Genomic DNA, 17646 nt, shown 5'->3' on the forward strand with positions numbered 1-17646 from the left:
GTCGCCCGACGTGCCTCGGGTCAGCGGGGGTCGAGCAGGCCGGCGAGCAGTTGGAGCCGCTCGGCGTCGGGGCCGCCCTCGACGGCGGTGTACACGATCAGCATCGGGCCGGGAGCGCCCGGCAACGGGTAGGCGTCCCAGTCCAGGTTCAGCTCTCCGACCAGGGGATGGTGCACGCGCATCCGGCCGCGCGTCGTCTCCCCCACGTCGTGGCGGGCCCACAGCGTCGCGAACTCGTCGCTGCGCACCGCGAGTTCGCCGACCAGCTCCGCGGCGCGCGGATGCCCCGGATCGGCGGCGACCTGGGCGCGCAGCATCGCGGTCAGCTCGGCGACGGTGGCGGCCCGCTCCGGGCAGGTCCGGTCGGCTTCCGGGTGCAGCAGGAGCGACAACAAGTTCCGCTCCGCAACCGGGAGTCGGGTGAACTCGCCCAGCAGGACGCCGGCCGGCCGGCTCCAGGCCAGTACGTCCAGGTAGCGGCCCACGACCAGTGCGGGCGAGGGCATCGTACGCAGCAACCGCCGTGTGGTGTCCGGTACTTGCTCCGGTTCGTACCGGCGCGGGGCGCGGGTCGGGGTGCGCGCGGCGGCGGCGAGGCTGTGCAGGTGCCGGGACTCCTCGGCGGAGAAGTTCAGGGCGCGCGCGAGGGCGTCCAGGACCTGTTCGGAGGGGCGCACGTCGCGTCCCTGCTCCATCCGCTGGTAGTAGTCCGAACTCACCCCCGCCAGCAGGGCCAGTTCCTCCCGTCGCAGCCCGGCGACACGCCGCCTCGGGCCGGGTTCGAGGCCGACGTCCTCCGGCCGCAGCCGGGTCCGGCGAGTCCGCAGGAACGCGGCGAGTTCGCGGCGGGGCTCGTCGGTCGGCGCCAGGGGGTCGTCGGTCACGGCGCCCAGTATGCCTCGGGCACCGCCGGCAAGGGTGGGTCTGCCGGTCCCAGGAAAGGGCGGACGACCGTGATGCCGCGAGCGGGGACCAGTATCGGTTCCACATCGGACGACCATGGAAGGAACAGCGACATGAAGGCCGCTCAGATCACTGGTTACGGCGCACCGGACGTCCTGCGCGTCAACGACGTCGACCGCCCCGCCCCCGGTGCCGGCGAGGTCCTGGTGTCGGTCGAGGCGTCCAGCGTGAACGGACACGACGTGATCGTCCGCGCCGGGGAGTTGAAGATGGTGTCGGGGCGCCGCTTCCCGATCGGCGCGGGGCTGGACTTCGCGGGCGTCGTCGTGGAGACCGGCGCCGATGTCGAGAGCCACCGGGTCGGGGACCGGGTGTGGGGCATGGTGCATCCCCGGCAGCGGCACACCACCGCGGGGGCGGCCGAGTACGTCGTGGTCCCCGCCGACCGGATCGCGCCCGCCCCCGCGGGCCTCTCGCCGGTCGACGCGACCTCCCTCGTCGTGGCGGGTGTCACGGCGCTGATCGCACTGCGCGACAGCGTGCGCCTCGCGGGCGGCGAACGGGTCCTCGTGCGGGGCGCGGCGGGCGGTGTCGGCACAGCCGCCGTGCAACTGGCCCACGCGATGGGCGGCCACGTCACCGCGCTGGCCCGCGACCGCCACGCCCAACTGCTCACCGGCCTCGGTGCCGACGAAGTCCTCGACTACGGTTCCACCACCTCGGACCGGATCGGACCGTTCGACGTCATCGTCGACACCGTCGGCTCGGAACTGCACTGCTACCGAGGTCGGTTGGCCAAGGGCGGCCGGATGGTGACCGTCGGACTGTCGGCCGGCGCCCTGGCCGCGATCGCCGCGTCGAGCGTGCACGGCTCCCGCCGCATCCGCACCTTCAGCGCCAATCCCGACAGCGCCGTGCTGCGCGATCTGACCGGGCATGTCGCCTCGGGTGCGCTGCGCCCGGTGGTCGACAGCGTGTACCCACTCGCGGACATCGCCGCGGCCCACACGGCATTCGAACGCGGCGGAGCCGTGGGCAAGCACGTGATCGCGGTGTCCGCGTAGCTCCGTGGTCCTCGCGAGTGCCCGCGAGTGCCTGGCTTCGTCCGGGGCGGACCGACACACGGACCGGCGCTGCTCGTCGAGGAACGGTCACCAGCCGGTCACCGGCACGGTCGCCGCTGTGTCGGGGTGCTGCCGATCAGCGCACCAGCAGGTCGATCACGCCCGTCAGGTCCTCCTCGCCGCTGCCCTCGCCCAGGCGGCGGCGCATCAGGGCGAAGTAGGGGCTGAGCAGTTCAGGGCTGACACCCTGCTGCTCGGCGGTGCTCAACAGGGTCGAGGTGCCGGCCACCTGCATGGCGAGCGGGGAGGCGACATCTTTGGTGTAGTCGCCGCTCCGCAGACGGTCGGCGGTCCGGTGGACCGCCGGGGCCATCGCGACGAGCCAGTCGGCGAGCAGCGGGGCGAGCGACGCCGGATCGATGTCCTCCTGGCGGATCAGGGCGAAGGCGTGCGCGGACCCGGCGAACATCCCGTACATGGCGCTGAGCAGGGCCACGTCGTGCAGGGCCGCGAAGCCCGCGTCCTCGCCGACGTAGGTGGTGCCGGCCGGGACTCCCAAGGTCTCCTGGTGCCGCTCGAACAGCTCCCGCGAGCCGCTGTAGAAGACGTAGCCCCCGGCTTCCCGGACACCGATCATCGGTGGGACGGCCATGATCCCGCCGTCCAGGTATCGGGCGCCGCGCTCGCGAGCCCACTCGGCGCGGGCACGGGCCTGCGCAGGGGTGCTGGTGGTCAGGTTGACCAGGTCCCTGTCGGCCAGGTCAATGCCGGCCAACACCTCGTCGACGGAGGCGTCGTCCAGCAGACAGACGACGACCAGGGTGCTCGCCGCGACCGCCTCGGCGGCGCTGTCCGCGACCCTCGCACCCTCGGCGGCGAGCGCCGCGGAGCGGTGCGGATTGCGGTTCCAGACGGTGAGCGGGAGACCGGCGGCGAGCCAGGTACGGGCCAGTGCGGCCCCCATCGCGCCGAGACCCAGCAGCGTGACGGCGCTCTTCTCAACAGTGTTCCGTGTCATGCCGATCAGGCTGGTCGCAGGCTCTGGCGTGATCAAGTACGTACTTGGGAGTGGGTGGTTACCCTGGGGTGAGCGAGCACGTCAGAGGGGTGGGGCATGACGACGCTGAACCGGCCGGGCGCACCGGACGGACACGCCTGCGGGATCGACACCGCGATGGAGGTGATCGGCGGCAAGTGGAAGGTGCTGCTCCTCTGGGCGCTCCACGAGCACCCCTTCCGACGCTTCGGCGAGCTGCGTCGACTGCTTCCGGGGATCACCGAGAAGGTGCTGGCCTCCCACCTGCGCGAGATGGAAGCGGACGGTGTCGTGCGCCGCGTCTCCTACGACGAGGTGCCGCCCCGGGTCGAGTACTCGCTGACCGAGGACGGCACGCGCCTCAACGACGCACTCCGGCCGCTGGCCGCCTGGGGAAGGGAGCGGCCGGCCGTTCGGCGGTCGGGATGAGCGCTCCGGTGGAAGCGGTGGGACCCGACAACACAGGCGCCCGCCCTCGGGGTTGTGTCCGGGGGCGGGCCGCTCGCGTGCCGCGCGCACCGCGCCGTCGGGCCTCAGGCGGAGTGGCGTTGGTGGATCGGTCTGTCCGAACCGGTCAGCGGCAGGCCCGTCCCGCCCCGGCGGGCGGCGACGATCTCCGCCGTGATCGACAGGGCGGTCTCCTCCGGTGTACGCCCTCCGAGGTCCAGGCCGATGGGCGACCTCAGCCGCGCCAACTCGTGCTCTCGCAGGCCGATGTCGCGCAGCCGCCGGTCCCGGTCGGCGTGGGTGCGGTGGGAACCCATCGCACCCACGAACGACACCGGCAACCGCAGCGCGACCTCCAGCAGCGGGACGTCGAACTTGGCGTCGTGGGTGAGCACGCACACCACGGTGCGCCCGTCCGTCCGGGTGCCCCGCAGATAGCGGTGCGGCCAGTCCACGACGACCTCGTCGGCCTCGGGGAAACGCTCCGGCGTGGTGAAGACGGGCCGGGCGTCGCACACGGTGACGTGATAGCCGAGGAACTTGCCGGCCCGGACCAGGGCCGCCGCGAAGTCGACGGCACCGAACACGATCATCCGGGGCGGCGGCACGCTCGTCTCGACGAGCAGGGTGAGCCCGCCGGGGCAGTGTGATCCGTCCTGCGACAGCTCGACCGTGGCGGTGCGGCCCGTGTCGAGCGCGGCCAGGGCGTGTGCCGTGGCGGTGCGGTCGAGGTCCTCGTGCCCGCCGAACCCGCCCTCGCGGGAGCCGTCGGCGCGCACGAGCAACGCGGCGCCGAGAAGCGCCCCGGGACCGCGGACGACCCTGACGAGCGCGACGGGTTCGCCGCGCGCCGACGTGTCCAGGGCGCGGCGCAGCAGCGCACCGACCGGACCCTCCGTCGTGACCGGGGTGACCAGGATGTCAAGGACCCCGCCGCACGTGAGTCCCACGGCGAAGGCGTCCTCGTCGCTGTAGCCGAAGCGTTCGAGCACGCTGTCGCCGGTCTCCAGCGCCCGGGCGCACAGGTCGTAGACCGACGCCTCCACGCAGCCGCCGGACACCGACCCGATGACGGTGCCCTCCCCGTCGACGGCGAGGGCGGCGCCCGGACCGCGTGGGGCGCTGCCGCCGACGGACACGACGGTCGCGACGGCGGCCTTGCGGCCCTCGGCCAGCCAGTCGCCCAGCTGCGGTGCGAGGTCAAGCATCGCGGCCGCCCGCCAGGACCCGGTCGGGGCGGATGGGCAGGCTGCGGTGGCGTACGCCGGTCGCGTGCCACACGGCGTTGGAGACGGCGGCGGCCGCGCCGACGATGCCGATCTCACCGATGCCCTTGATGCCGACCGGGTCGTCGGGGTCGTCGTCCGCCACCCAGTGTGCCTCGACCCGCGAGACGTCGGCGTGTGTCGCCACGTGGTAGCCCGCGAGATCCGCTCCGACGGGACCGCCGGAGGCCGCGTCACGTGCGGCTTCCTCGTGCAGGGCCATGGAGATGCCCCAGATCATGCCGCCGGTGAACTGGCCACGCGCGGTGAGGGGATTGACGATGCGCCCCGCCGCGAACACGCCCAGCATGTGCCGCACCCGGACCTCGCCCGTGGCGGTGTCGACGGCGACCTCGGCGAACTGCGCGCCGAACGAGTGCCGTTCCTTCTGCGCGAGGGCGCCGATCGCCGCGGTGGTGTCGGAGCGCACGGTGATGCCCTCGGCCGGGATCGCCGCGCCCGGCACGAGCCGGTCGCGCAGTTCGCCCGCGGCGGCCATGACGGCCCAGGACCAGGACCGGGTGCCCATGGAACCGCCCGCGATCATCGCGAACCCGAACGCGCTGTCGCCGAGGCGTACGTGCACGCGGTCCGGCGGAACGTCCAGGGCGTCCGCGGCGACCAGGGTGAGGGCGGTCCGTGCGCCGGTGCCGATGTCCGCCGCCGCGATCCGTACGGTGAAACGGCCGTCCGCCTCGGCGGTGATCGAGGCCGTGGACGGTGCGGCGCCGGCGCCGAAGGAAGCCGCCGCGGTGCCGGTGCCGAGCAGCCAGCGCCCCTCGCGCCGCACCCCGGGCCGCGGGTCGCGCCGGTCCCAGCCGAAGCGGCGGGCGCCTTCCTCGAAACAGGCGCGCAGATTGCGGCCGGCGAAGGGGAGACCGGAGACCGGGCCCCGGTCCGGTTCGTTGCGCAGACGGAGCTCGATCGGGTCGATGCCGCACTCGTGGGCGAGTTCGTCGAGCGCTGCCTCCAGCGCGAAGGACCCCGGGGCCTCGCCTGGGGCGCGCATCCAGGTGGGGCTCGGGACGTCGAGCGGTACGACCCGGTTCTCCGTGTGGTGGGCGTCGGCGTCGTACATCACCCGGGCCACGCCGGCGCTCGGCTCGACGAACTCGTGCACGGTGGAGGTGCGGCTGAGCGAGCGGTGGTCCAGGGCGCGCAGCCGTCCGTCGGCGTCCGCCCCGAGCCTGACCCGCTGGATCGTGGGACTGCGGTGGCCGGCCAGCGTGAACATCTGACGCCGGGTCAGTACGACGCGCACCGGACGCCCGATCATCCTGGACGCCATCACGGCGGCGACCTGGTGGGCGCGCACGCCCTTGCTGCCGAAGCCACCGCCGACGTGCTCCGAACGCACCCGCACCGACGCGGGATCGAGCGAGAAGAGGTTCGCCAGTTCCGCGACGACCCAGGTGGCACCTTGGTTGGAGTCCACCACCTCGAGCCGGTCGGCCTCCCAGCGGGCGGTGGCCGCGTGGGGCTCCATGGGGTGATGGTGTTCTTCCGGAGTGGTGTAAGTGGCGTCCACGACGACGGCGGACGCGGTGAGTTCGGCCTCCAGGTCACCCTTGTCCGTCACGGCGGGCATATGGCCGTCGGACGGGTGGGCGTCGCGATGGTCGCCGGTGAACCCGACGTCGTGCGGCGTCTGTTCGTAGTGGACGACCAGGGCCTCGGCGGCCTCGCGCGCCTGCTCGGACGTCTCGGCGACCACCAGTGCAACCGGCCAGCCCAGGTGCGGCACATGGTCGTTCTGGAAGACCGCGCACGTCGGGTCCGGGACCGTGCCCAGCAGGCCGACGTAGTCCGTCTTCAGCGGCGTGGCGTTGCGATGGTCCAGCACGGCGAGGACGCCGGGCATCGCGAGGACGGCGTCCGCCTCGACGTCCCGGATCCGGCCGCGGGCCACGGTGGACAACACCAGCCAGCCGTAGGCGAGTTCGGTGAAGGGGATCTCGCCCGCGTACCGGGCCGCACCGGTGACCTTGTCCCGCCCCTCCACACGGACGTGACCGGTGCCCACGGCACGGAGGCGGGCGAGGGGCGCCTCGGTCGTCGTCATCGGGCGGCCTCCTCGGCGAGTTCGCTCAGCATGGCCACGGTCAGGTTGCGTATCAGGGTCACCTTGAATCCGTTGTGCGACAGGGGCCGGGCCGCCGCGAGTTCGGCGTCCGCGGCGGCCGCGAACGACTCGGCGTCGGCGGGCGCCCCGGTCAGGATCCGCTCGGCGGCGCGGGCCCGCCAGGGCCGGGAGGCGACCGCGCCGAACGCCAGGCGCACCTCGCGCACGACACCGTCGCGGACGTCGAGCGCGGCGGCGACCGAGCCGACGGCGAACGCGTAGGACGCGCGCTCGCGCACCTTCCGGTAGCGGGAACGGGCGGCGACCGGAGCCGGTGGCAGGGTGACGCCGGTGATCAGCGCGCCCGGCGGCAGGGCCGTCTCGCGGTGCGGGGTTTCGGCGACCGGGAGATAGAACCAGCCCAGCGGCAGTTCGCCCGGTCCCTGGGCGGTCTCGTAGTGCACCATGCCGTCGAGGGCGGCCAGCGCGACGGCCATGTCCGACGGGTGCACGGCCACGCAGTGCGCGGAAGCGCCGAGTACGGCGTGGTTGCGGTTCTCGCCCCTGACGGCCGGACAGCCGCTGCCGGGAGCCCGCTTGTTGCAGGCTCCGGTGATGTCGGCGAAGTAGGCGCAGCGGGTGCGCTGAAGCAGATTTCCGCCGACGGTGGCCATGTTGCGCAGCTGGCCGGAGGCACCGGCGAGCACCGCCTGCGCCAGTACGGGGTAGCGGGTGCGGACCAGGGGATGGGCGGCGAGGTCGCTGTTGGTGACGGTCGCGCCGATGCGCAGGCCGCCGGCCGGGGTCGGCTCGACGCGGTCCAGCGGCAAGCCGCGTACGTCGACCAGTCGTCCGGGACGTTCGACCCCGGACTTCATCAGGTCGACCAGGTTGGTGCCGCCGGCGAGGTAGCGCGCGTCCGGATCGGAGTCGAGCAGCGCGACGGCGCCCGCCACGTCGGAGGCCTTCCGATAGCCGAACTCCCTCATGCCGCAGGCTCCTTCGATTCCGGTCCGGCATTCGTGCGCGCCGCGGGCCCGGCTTCCGCGGCCCTGGTGACGGCCTCGACGATCGAGGGGTACGCGGCGCAGCGGCACAGGTTGCCGCTCATGCGCTCACGGATCTCGTCCGGGGTCAGGGGTGGTGGTCCGGCCGCGGGCCGTACGTCGGCCGAGGCGGCGCTCGGCCATCCGGCGGCGTGTTCCGCGAGCACACCGATCGCCGAACAGATCTGGCCCGGTGTGCAGTAGCCGCACTGGTAGCCGTCGAGATCGAGGAAGGCCTGCTGTACCGGGTGCAGCCGGTCGCCGTCCGCCACGCCCTCGATGGTGGTGACCTCACGCCCCTCGGCGGCGACCGCGAGCTGGAGGCAGGCCACGGTCCTGCGGCCGTCGACGAGAACGGTGCAGGCTCCGCACTGCCCCTGGTCGCAGCCCTTCTTGGTGCCGGTGAGGTCGAGTCGCTCGCGGAGTGCGTCGAGCAGGGTGGTGCGGTGGTCGACGGGCAGCGTGTGCCGCTCGCCGTTGATGTGCAGGGTGATGACGCTGGACGTCGGTAAGGCCATGAGAGCTTCTTTCACGCTTCCGGAACCAGAGGCGGCGGCCGCGGTGCCTGGCGACTGCCGAGGTACGTCGTTCGGGGGCGGGCGTGGGTGCACGGGACGGCGCTGACGGTGGCCGCGGACTCCCGCGCGGACCAGGCCGGGGCTATGGTTGAACCCAACCGGACAATCGTCCGCTACCGGCAAACGTAACGGACAGTTGTCCGCTTAGCAAGGGTGGGGTTCGGCCGCGCACCCCCGAGGAGAGTCGAGTGCAGCACAAGAAGGACGCGCCCCTGCGCTCGGACGCACAACGCAACCGTGAGCGCATTCTCGAGGTCGCGCTCGCCGAGCTGACGCTGTGCCCCGACGCCCCGCTCAGCGCGATCGCCAAGAAGGCGGGTGTCGGACAGGGCACCTTCTACCGCAACTTCCCCCACCGCGAGGCCCTCGTCCTGGAGATCTACCGCCACGAGATACGCCAGGTCGCCGACAGCGCGGCCCGGCTGCTCGAACAGCTGCCGCCGGAACAGGCTCTGCGCGCCTGGATGGACCGACTGGCCGAGTTCGCCATGACCAAGGCCGGCCTCGCCGACGCGATCCGCCTGGCCACCAGCACGCCGGGCGGCCCCGAGAAGCCGACGCACACCCCCGTCACCGACGCGGCCGAACTCCTCCTGCGCGCCAACGACGCGGTGGGCGCCATCCGGCCGGGCATGACCCCTGACGACCTGATCCTCGCCATCGGCGGCCTGTGGCAGCTGGCACCCACGGACGACTGGCGCCCGCGCGCCGCCCGGCTCCTCGACCTCGTCATGGACGGGCTGCGCGCCGGGGCGCCCGGGGCCGGCGGCCAGGCTCACCCGTCCTGACCCGGGCGCCGGCGGGAGAACGGATCGTCCGGCAGGGGGACTTCCGCCTTGACTCGCCGTCCTGACCAGGCAGGACGAGGAAATTGGGTGATGTTGCGGAGAGTCGGGGAAGAAGATGCGACAACCGATAGGAGGTTGTCGTGGAGGGTGGAGATCTGGAACTGGGCGAATTGCTGGCCGCTGCGGAGGCGGCAGCGCCCGGTGAGTCCGTCGACGTCGTGGCGCACGACCTGCAGAAGCGGTTCGGCGCGGAGCGGGTGTCCTTCCTGTTCGTCGACCTCATCGGTCAGCGACTGGTACGGCTCGTCGCGGCCGGCGGTGAGGTCGCGGACGATGCCGAGCCGATCGACCTGCACGGCAGCGTGTACGACAGCGTTCTGCGCAGCCAGCGTCAGCATGTGGAGCCGGACGGCCAGGGCGGACGGCGCGTCATCACGCCGGTCACCAACCGCGGCGACTGCATCGGCGTCCTGGAGGTCACCCTCCAGTCCGCCGACGACACGGTGCTGCGGCAGGTCCGCGATGCGGCACACGCGCTGGCCTACATCATCGTCACGGACCGCCGCTTCACCGACCTATACCACCTGGGCCGGCGCACCACCGAGACCAGCCTGGCCGCGGAGATCCAGCACCAGCTGCTTCCCTCGGCTCCCTGCTGCGAGGCGGACGAGTTCACCCTCGCCGCCGGGCTGGTCCCGGCCGACGACATCGGTGGCGACACCTACGACTACACCCTGGACCGCGACACCCTGCACCTGTCCATCACCGACGCCATGGGCCACGACACGAACTCGGCCCTGCTGGCCACCCTGCTGGTCGGCGCACTGCGCCGGGCCCGCCGCAGCGGCTGCGACGCCCTCAAGCAGGCCCGCCACGCCCACGAGGCCCTGCTCAGCCACGGCCGTGGCCTGGCCACCGGGCAGTTGCTGTGCGTCGACCTCGAAACAGGCCTGTGCGAACTGGTCAACGCCGGCCACCCCCGGCCGCTGCGGCTGCGCGACGGCATCGTCGAAGAGGTCAGGCTGGCCGTCAACCTGCCCTTCGGAGTGGTGGCGCCCACCGCCTACCGCGTACAGGAACTGCAACTGCGGCCCGGAGACCGGCTGGTCCTGCTGACCGACGGAATGCAGGACCGCGATGCAGCGGCCGTCGACCTGTCTTCGGTCATCCACGACACCCGCGCGCTGCACCCGCGTGAAGCGGTCCGGAGCCTGACCGCCGCGGTACTCGACGCCTGCCGCGGCAACCTCAAGGACGACGCCACGGTCCTCATACTGGACTGGCACGGAAATCGCCGCCGACCTGACGAGTCCAGACCCGCCCCGCGGCGATGAGGCGCAGCAGCCCGAGTGAGGTTCGGCGGCCCGGGGTTCACCGGTCAGCCGGCCGCCGCCGTCCCCAGCTGTTCCCGGTGCGCCCGGGCCGAGGTCATCAGCCCGTCGAGTGCGTCCCGGGTCCGCACGAGGTCGGCGATGTGGGCGGAGAGCCGGTCGCGTTCCAGCGCCATCCGCTCCAGCGCGGAGTCGGAGTTCGCCTCGCTGGGCGCGTCGACGCAGGGCAGCAACTCGGCGATGGTGCGACTCGACAGGCCAGCGGCGTACAGCGCTTGGATGAACGCGACCCGCTCGACCTCGTTCTCCGTGTAGTGCCGCTGCCCGCTGGCGCTGCGGGTGCTGGTGAGCAGCCCCTGCTCCTCGTAGTAGCGCACGGACCGCACGCTCACTTCGGCCCGTGACGCGAGCTCCCCGATCCGCATGAAGTCCCCCCGGCTGTGTCTCACGTCACAACAGCTTGCCTCTGACGTCAATGTGAGGTTTTAGCGTAGCCGTCGTGCCCGGCAACCGGGCGCCGCGGACCACCAAGGAGCCTGACATGACGACCCTTTTCACCGGCTACCGGCTCGGCGACCTGACCCTGCCCAACCGGGTGGTCATGGCCCCGATGACCCGGGTCCGGGCCGCCGCCGGCGGACTGCCCACGCCGTCGATGGCGGCCTACTACGCCCAGCGGGCCACCGCCGGACTGATCGTCAGCGAAGGCGTGCAGCCGAGCGCGATCGGGCAGTCCAACCCGGGAACACCGGGACTGCACACCGATGAGCAGGTCGCCGCTTGGCGGCCCGCGACCGAGGCGGTCCACACCAACGGCGGACGGATCTTCGCCCAGCTCATGCACGGGGGCCGGGTCTCGCACCCCGACACCACCGGCATGCAGCCGGTCGGGCCCTCGGCCGTCCCCGCCGTCGGCGACGTGTTCACCCCCACCGGGCCCCGGACCGCCCCGATGCCCCGGGCCCTGGCCACCGCCGAAGTGCCCGAACACGCCCGGTCCTACGCCCAGGCCGCCCGACGCGCCATCGACGCGGGTTTCGACGGCGTGGAACTGCACGGCGCCAACGGCTACCTGATCTCGCAGTTCCTCTCGTCCAACGCCAACCTGCGCAACGACCACTACGCGGGCTCGATCGCCAACCGGATCAGGTTCGCCGTCGAGGCCGCCACCGCCACCGTCGAGGCCGTCGGCGCGGCCAGGACCGGCATCCGGCTCTCACCCGGCGGAACGTTCTGGGGCGTGGAGGAGAGCGATGTACCCGAGCTGTACACCGCACTGCTGGCCGAACTGGCCCGCCTGGAAGTGGCGTACGTGCACCTCGAAGCCACCACCGACGAAGAGGTGCTCCTCACCCTGCGCCGGGCGTGGCCGGGAACCCTCGTCATCAACCCCGTGGTCCCCATGGGCCCCAAGCAGACCGGCCGGGACGACGCCGACCACTGGCTGGCCCTGGGGGCCGACCTCATCAGCTTCGGCCGTGCCTTCATCGCCAACCCCGACCTGGTCGAGCGGCTGCGCGGCGGGCTCCCGATCGCCCCCGTCGACGAGAGCACGTACTACCAGGGCGGCGACAACGGCTACCTGACCTATCCGGCCCACCAGTACGCGGCCTGACCGGCTCGACCGCGAGCGGCAGGCAACGAGCGGAACCGGCACGGGCGTCGGCGGGACAAGCAGGGAGGCCGGCGACCGGAGCGTGCGGGTCACGGCCGGGTGGGCACCCGCAGGGCGAGCAGGGCGACGTCGTCGTCGTTGGCGGCCGGGCGGACCCGGCGCAACAGCCGGTCGGTGAAGGAGTCCAGCGGGCGGTGGGCGAGGGCGGCGGCGTGCCGGCGCAGTCGGTGCAGGCCCTCGTCGAGGGTGTGGCCGGGTTCCTCGATCAGACCGTCGGTGTACAGCAGGAGGGTCGATCCCGGCGGCAGCAACGCGGTGCCGTCGGTGCGTGGCTCGCCGGCTCCGGTGCCCAGGAGGATGCCGTGGCCGCCGGTGAGGTAGTCGGCCAGGCCGTCATGGCTGATCAGCAGGGGCGGAGGGTGGCCGGCGTTGCTCCAGGACAGTTTCCACCGGCCTTCGTCGGCCTGTTCGACCCGGGCGAGGATCATGGTGGCCATGGTGACGTCGGTGATGTGCATGACCGCCTCGTCGAGGCGTTCGACGATCCGGCTGGGGGGCTCCGGCAGGGCCCAGGCGTAGGCGCGGAGCATGTTGCGCACCTGGGCCATGCCGGCCGCCGCCTCCAGGTCGTGTCCGACGACATCGCCGATGGCCAGCGCGGTGGCGCCGTCGGACAGGGAGAAGGCGTCGTACCAGTCGCCCCCCACCTGCGAGGCGTCGGGCGCGGGCAGGTAGCGGACCGCCATCTGCAACCCGGACACGCGCGGCATCTGCGGCAGCAGATGGTTCTGCATGGTCTCGGCGACCTTGCGCTGGCGCTGGTAGAGGCGCGCGTTGTCCAGAGCGAGGCCGGCGCGCCGGGCGATGTCCTCGATCAGCGGAAGGTCTGCGGTCTTGAAGTCCCCCGCCTGCCCGGCACGGCCCAGGGTCAGGGCGCCGAGGACGGCGCGGGTGCTGCGGATGGGCGCGATGGCCGCGGAGTGCACTCCGGTGGCGTCGAACAGGCGGCGCTGTTCGACCGCGATGCCGGAATCCGGCGGCCCCTGGTAGGTCTGCGGGCCGGCCAGCGTCGAGGCGACTCCGCGCAAGGCCCTGGACAAGGGCATCGGGGATTCCTCGGGGACCGGCGGCATCGGTCCCTGAAGTTCCTCGTGCGGCACCAGGGCATCACCGTCCGCCTCGACGACGACAGTGCGCCACACCTCGTCACGTTCGGTGATCAGGTCGATGACGACCCAGTCCGCCAGCCGGGGCACCACCAGAGTCACCAGCCGCCGCAGCGCCTCGTCGACATCGAGGGTCGAGGTGAGCTGGGTGGTGGTCGCGGCCAGGAGCGCGAGCCGTTCGAGGTCCGGCAGCAGGGTGGCCGCCTGCCCCGGCCGTGCGTCGGTCTCGTGCGGTTGCCCGCCATGGAAGAGGACGAGCGTGGCGCGCTCGCACTCACCGAGATCGAACGGGGTGATCAGCCACGAGACGGGCCGCACGGTGCCGTCTGCGTGCGCGAAGTAGTCCTCCTCGGCCTGAGCGGTGCACCCGGCGTGGAAAGCCTGCCGCATACGGCACCGGGTCCTCGGCAAGGGCTGGCCGTGGGCGTCCCGGTGCAGCAGGTCGTGCGCGTCATGGCCGAGGAGATCCCCGGCGGGCCGGTCCAGGAACCGTTCGGTGCGGGAGTTGACGGCGAGGATGCGGCCCTGCTCGTCGACGACGTAGGCCCCGGTCCCGATGGCTTCCAGCACCTCGGCGACCGCGGCGGCAGGCGCAGTCAGGAGCCGTCTCGCGGGGCTCTGCGTGTGATCCGGTCCTGCCATGCCCTGATCTCCTCAGTCGGCGAACAGCACGTCCGTTCGACGTATCCGCTTGTTCCGACTGCCCCGTACCGATGAATCCCACCCTCCGGGTGAGCGCCGGCATAGGTGCACAATGAGGGGGTATTCGCGCGGCGGTGCCGGTTGCGTCCAGCCGGCGGAGGCGACGGGCTTCGATACCGGGAGGGGCAGGTCATGGAACTCACGAGGGTGACGGCCACGGACACGCAGGCGCGCGAGTTGCCGGAGGTCGCCGAACCCTCTCGCGTCGCGCCGAGGGACGCCCGCGAGTTGTCCCGGCTGTTCTTCGACCGGCTTGCGGTGCTGGAGGAAGGCACGCCGGAGCACCAGTACGCGCGCAACACGCTGATCGAGATGAACATGTCGCTCGTCCGCTTCGCGGCCGGCCGCTTCCGCAGCCGGGGGCCGGAGGAGATGGAGGACATCGTCCAGGTCGGCATGATCGGCCTGATCAAGGCGATCGACCGCTTCGACCTGTCCCGGGAGGCGGAGTTCACCTCCTTCGCCATCCCCTACATCGTGGGTGAGATCAAGCGGTTCTTCCGCGACACCACCTGGGCCGTGCACGTCCCCCGCCGGCTCCAGGAAGCCCGCGTCCAGCTCGCCCGCGCCACGGAGGAGCTGCGCAGCCGTCTCGGCCGTACCCCGACGGTGAAGGAGCTGTCGGAGCTCATGAGCCTTCCCGAGGAAGAGGTGTGCGAGGCGCGTCTCGCAGCGAACGGCTACAACTCCTCCTCCCTGGATGCCGCCATCAGCGGCAGCGAGGACGGCGAAGCGGCGCTGCAGGACTTCATCGGCGATGAGGACCGGGCCCTGGAGCTGGTGGAGGACTTCCACGCCCTGGCCCCGCTGCTCGCCGAGCTCGGCGAGCGGGACCGGCAGATCATCCACATGCGGTTCGTGGAGGAACTCACCCAGGCCCAGATCGGGGAACACCTGGGCGTCTCGCAGATGCATGTCTCCCGACTGCTGTCACGCACTATCGCCCGGCTGCGCGAAGGCATGCTCACTACTCACTGAAACAGGGCCGTGAGCGAGGCGGGTACACCACCCGCCTCGGCCCGCGACCACTCAGGCGGGCATGCTCTGCCCGACGGGCGGGCGCAGGCGGAGATGGGCGACGATCTGCTTGCCGGTTTCCAGGGCGATGGTGTGCAACTGGTCGCACAGCCGGGTGACCAGATACAGGCCGTGCCCGCCGACGCGGCGGGCGTCGTGCGCGCGCAGTTCGAGCGGGCGCGGGGAGCTGTCACGCACGGTGATGCGCAGCAGGGCGGCATCGGGCGACACCTCCAGCGCCAGGTCGCCCGGACCGGGTGCGTGGCGCAGCGCATTGGCGACCAGCTCACTGACGACGAGCTGGGCGTCCTGGCTCGGCCGCTCGTCAGGATGGTGGCCGGCGTCGGCCAGCAGGGTACGTACGGCTGCTCGGGCTTCAGCGATCGATACGTCTTCCGTCTCCCAGGCGGCGCTGTATCGCAGGGGCGCCGCGGGTTCCTGTTCATCCGATGCCCGGTTCTCAAGCGCGGTGACCATAGAACTCTTTCCGTGGGTCGTTCCTCGTCGTTCGTCACAGGTTGTCGTTGTCGCATAAATCCGGGTACCCACTGTCGCCTCGCTCAAGGGGCATTCCTGCCCTCGGTGACGGACGCGGGGGACGGGGCGGGCGCCCGTGAAGTACCCGGGCGGGCCGCAGAAGGAGACCTGGGACAGTCCCGCAGGGTGACCGGGCGGCCCTGGACCTCGCCGGACCGCACTCGGCCGGCTGCGTGCGTGACCTACCTCGCTGCGGGACGTCGTGGCCGACTTCGGCGCTCGCTACCGTGCCCGCGCCTCATTCCGCCTCGGCTCAGCCCAGCGTGTGCAGCAGGGCGGTGACGTAGGCGTCCAGTCTCTCTTCCGCGGCCCGTGTCGTCAGCTCCGCCCTCCCGGCCTCCCGCCACGGCCGTGTCACCCATTGCAGGCCCGCCGCGAACGCCAGCCCGTCGAGCAGCCGCCAGTACAACCGCTCGCTCGCGGCCGCGGCCAGCACCCCGCCGGCCTCCTCGTACGCCGCAGCGAACCGCAGACCCCACGCCGGGCCGTGCAGCAGCGCGAGGTTGGTGGAGCAGTGCGCCACATCGAGGTCCGCCGGGCCCCAGGAGGTCTGCACCCAGTCGACGACCCCGGTGATCCGGGGACCTGCCGGGCTTGGGGGCGCCACGTCGAACAGCACATTGCCGGGGTGGAAGTCCCGGTGCAGGAACCGCCCCTCATAGGGCGGCGCAGGCCGGCGGATCACGTCGGTCGCCGCCGCCCATGCCGCCGCGTCGGCCCCCTCCGGAGGGACGATGGCGTCGGCCGTCGTCCATGCCTCGTACACCTGGGGCCGCTCGGCGGGCCGCAACGCGTGGATCGCCACGAGCTGACGCGCCAGCAGGGGGACGCGCGTCTCCAGTCCCTCGTCGTCCAGAACCGTCCGGCCCGTCAGATGTGTCATCAAGAGCGACGGGTACTCGCACTGCGCGGCGGTCGGATCGACCGCGACCGGCTCGGGAGCCGGTAGAGCGGTCCCCGCGAGCAGGGCGAGGACGTCGGCCTCGCGGTTCAGCAGTTCCTCGGCGTTCTCCACGAAGAACGGGTCGACGAAAGTCCGCAGCACCAGATCGCGGGTGCCTCCGTCCCGCGTCCCGACGGTGAGCCGCCGCATCTCTGCGGTGATGCCACCGTGCAGCGCCTCGGTTCTGACGATCCGTTCGCCGACGTCCAGATGTCGGCCCACCCAAGCCAGGGCCAGCGGTCGGACGGCCCCGGCCTCACTGCGGTTGGTCACCGAGCCACCCCATCATCCGTGCGGCGGCCCACGCAAAAGCTTTGTCGGAGGTGATCTGCCGGACAGGGCCTGGTGGTGAGGCGCCGTTCGAAAACCGGTGGAGCAGCGCCGCTGTGCGCCGCTACCGTGCTGCCGAACCAAGTCGCCCAGGCAAGGACGTGCCGTTGTACACCGTGTGAGACCTCCCGAGTGCTGATTTGTCGCGCGTCGCGCATGTGCGCCGCGCTGCTTCTTGCTGCGGACTTCTCACTGAAACCGGTGTACTTCTGTGCTCAATAGCTGGGTGGTCACGCCCACCTGCCTGCCGACCGTTCTCCGCCGCTGCCACGCGTGCGCGTCCGATCGCTTCCGGGCAAACGGCAAATTTCGCGTCAACGCACACCACAAACTCCTCGATGCCTGGCTCCTCGCGCTCTGCACCGCCTGCGGGGACACGGCAAAGCTCACGGTTCTGGAGCGGATGAACGTGCGCTCCGTACGTCCTGAGCTGCTGGACCGGCTGCATGACAACGACCACGGCCTGGCAGCCGAGTTGCTCCAGGACCCGGTCGTGCGGCGCCGTAATCGCATCGCCCTCGACTGGGACGACGCATGGCGTCTCGACACCGGCGGATCGGATCACCTGGACAGCGAGGTGATCGACGTCTCGGTCCGCTTCGCGGCTCGGATCCCTGTCCGGCCGGTGCGACTCATCGCTGAAGGCTGCGGTCTGTCGAGGGCCGAGGTCGAGAGGCTGATCACGGAGGGGAGACTCGTTTCGGCAGTCCGGCTGAGCGGCAGGCTCTCCGGCGACTTCACCTTCACGCTCAAGCGCTGAGCCCCCTCGACCGGGGGCCTGTCCGGCGGAACTGCCGGACAGGCCCCCGGCCTGCC

Annotated in this window: 17 protein-coding genes; 7 read left to right on the forward strand and 10 right to left on the reverse strand. The window is 72.0% G+C overall.

The features are described from left to right. Positions 1 to 20: 20 nt before the first annotated feature. The gene (locus OHU34_RS41620) at positions 21 to 884 is read right to left on the reverse strand and encodes a helix-turn-helix transcriptional regulator (RefSeq protein ID WP_405771589.1); all 864 of its coding nucleotides are present in this window, start codon (positions 882 to 884) and stop codon (positions 21 to 23) included. A gap of 132 nt (positions 885 to 1016) precedes the next feature. Here OHU34_RS41620 and OHU34_RS41625 point away from each other — a divergent pair, with 132 nt between their 5' ends. Next, complete coding sequence (locus OHU34_RS41625) at positions 1017 to 1967, forward strand: NADP-dependent oxidoreductase (protein ID WP_142268340.1); 951 nt, start codon at positions 1017 to 1019, stop codon at positions 1965 to 1967. Positions 1968 to 2103: 136 nt separating this feature from the next. On the opposite strand, the gene OHU34_RS41630 is transcribed toward OHU34_RS41625, so the two are convergent. After that, positions 2104 to 2985: an NAD(P)-dependent oxidoreductase gene (locus OHU34_RS41630; RefSeq protein ID WP_230196118.1), complete on the reverse strand. Its 882-nt coding sequence runs from the start codon at positions 2983 to 2985 to the stop codon at positions 2104 to 2106. A 96-nt stretch (positions 2986 to 3081) separates the two neighbouring features. Between OHU34_RS41630 and OHU34_RS41635 the strand changes: the two genes are divergently transcribed. Further along, positions 3082 to 3432: a helix-turn-helix domain-containing protein gene (locus OHU34_RS41635; RefSeq protein ID WP_142268338.1), complete on the forward strand. Its 351-nt coding sequence runs from the start codon at positions 3082 to 3084 to the stop codon at positions 3430 to 3432. A gap of 104 nt (positions 3433 to 3536) precedes the next feature. On the opposite strand, the gene OHU34_RS41640 is transcribed toward OHU34_RS41635, so the two are convergent. Genes OHU34_RS41640 through OHU34_RS41655 form a run of 4 tightly spaced genes read right to left on the reverse strand, consistent with a single transcriptional unit; the run spans position 3537 to position 8341 of the window. Further along, entirely contained in the window at positions 3537 to 4658 is a 1122-nt protein-coding gene (locus OHU34_RS41640; RefSeq protein ID WP_142268337.1) for an XdhC/CoxI family protein, read from the reverse strand. Next, positions 4651 to 6777, reverse strand: coding sequence for a xanthine dehydrogenase family protein molybdopterin-binding subunit (locus tag OHU34_RS41645; RefSeq protein WP_405771594.1), 2127 nt, complete (start codon positions 6775 to 6777; stop codon positions 4651 to 4653). The genes OHU34_RS41640 and OHU34_RS41645 overlap by 8 nt, the downstream gene beginning before the upstream one ends. Further along, positions 6774 to 7766 carry an FAD binding domain-containing protein gene (locus tag OHU34_RS41650; protein ID WP_405771597.1) on the reverse strand — a complete coding sequence of 331 codons (993 nt, stop codon included), beginning with the start codon at positions 7764 to 7766 and terminating at the stop codon, positions 6774 to 6776. Before OHU34_RS41650 ends, OHU34_RS41645 begins: the two co-directional genes overlap by 4 nt. Further along, positions 7763 to 8341: a (2Fe-2S)-binding protein gene (locus tag OHU34_RS41655; RefSeq protein WP_142268334.1), complete on the reverse strand. Its 579-nt coding sequence runs from the start codon at positions 8339 to 8341 to the stop codon at positions 7763 to 7765. Before OHU34_RS41655 ends, OHU34_RS41650 begins: the two co-directional genes overlap by 4 nt. Before the next feature lie 248 nt (positions 8342 to 8589). Between OHU34_RS41655 and OHU34_RS41660 the strand changes: the two genes are divergently transcribed. Then, entirely contained in the window at positions 8590 to 9189 is a 600-nt protein-coding gene (locus OHU34_RS41660; protein WP_230196121.1) for a TetR/AcrR family transcriptional regulator, read from the forward strand. Between the two features lie 140 nt (positions 9190 to 9329). Then, the gene (locus tag OHU34_RS41665) at positions 9330 to 10523 is read left to right on the forward strand and encodes a PP2C family protein-serine/threonine phosphatase (RefSeq protein WP_405771600.1); all 1194 of its coding nucleotides are present in this window, start codon (positions 9330 to 9332) and stop codon (positions 10521 to 10523) included. A 44-nt stretch (positions 10524 to 10567) separates the two neighbouring features. Here OHU34_RS41665 and OHU34_RS41670 read toward each other — a convergent pair whose 3' ends face one another. Continuing rightward, entirely contained in the window at positions 10568 to 10945 is a 378-nt protein-coding gene (locus OHU34_RS41670) for a MerR family transcriptional regulator (RefSeq protein ID WP_142269831.1), read from the reverse strand. A 116-nt stretch (positions 10946 to 11061) separates the two neighbouring features. On the opposite strand from OHU34_RS41670, the gene OHU34_RS41675 reads away from it, so the two are divergent. Further along, positions 11062 to 12135 carry an alkene reductase gene (locus tag OHU34_RS41675; protein WP_405771603.1) on the forward strand — a complete coding sequence of 358 codons (1074 nt, stop codon included), beginning with the start codon at positions 11062 to 11064 and terminating at the stop codon, positions 12133 to 12135. An 89-nt stretch (positions 12136 to 12224) separates the two neighbouring features. Here OHU34_RS41675 and OHU34_RS41680 read toward each other — a convergent pair whose 3' ends face one another. After that, entirely contained in the window at positions 12225 to 13943 is a 1719-nt protein-coding gene (locus OHU34_RS41680) for a SpoIIE family protein phosphatase (protein ID WP_405771606.1), read from the reverse strand. 192 nt (positions 13944 to 14135) lie between these two features. Between OHU34_RS41680 and OHU34_RS41685 the strand changes: the two genes are divergently transcribed. Beyond that, on the forward strand, positions 14136 to 14981 hold the full coding sequence (locus OHU34_RS41685; protein WP_405771608.1) for an RNA polymerase sigma factor SigF: 846 nt from the start codon (positions 14136 to 14138) through the stop codon (positions 14979 to 14981). A gap of 51 nt (positions 14982 to 15032) precedes the next feature. Here OHU34_RS41685 and OHU34_RS41690 read toward each other — a convergent pair whose 3' ends face one another. Together OHU34_RS41690 and OHU34_RS41695 are read right to left on the reverse strand one after the other, a co-directional pair. After that, positions 15033 to 15497, reverse strand: a complete 465-nt coding sequence (locus OHU34_RS41690; protein ID WP_142268328.1) for an ATP-binding protein — start codon at positions 15495 to 15497, stop codon at positions 15033 to 15035. A 313-nt stretch (positions 15498 to 15810) separates the two neighbouring features. Continuing rightward, the gene (locus OHU34_RS41695) at positions 15811 to 16722 is read right to left on the reverse strand and encodes a phosphotransferase family protein (RefSeq protein WP_405772541.1); all 912 of its coding nucleotides are present in this window, start codon (positions 16720 to 16722) and stop codon (positions 15811 to 15813) included. 319 nt (positions 16723 to 17041) lie between these two features. On the opposite strand from OHU34_RS41695, the gene OHU34_RS41700 reads away from it, so the two are divergent. Further along, complete coding sequence (locus OHU34_RS41700) at positions 17042 to 17590, forward strand: DUF1062 domain-containing protein (protein WP_405771611.1); 549 nt, start codon at positions 17042 to 17044, stop codon at positions 17588 to 17590. Positions 17591 to 17646 lie beyond the last annotated feature (56 nt).

This window comes from Streptomyces sp. NBC_00080, assembly GCF_045041255.1.
Lineage (GTDB): Bacteria > Actinomycetota > Actinomycetes > Streptomycetales > Streptomycetaceae > Streptomyces > Streptomyces coriariae.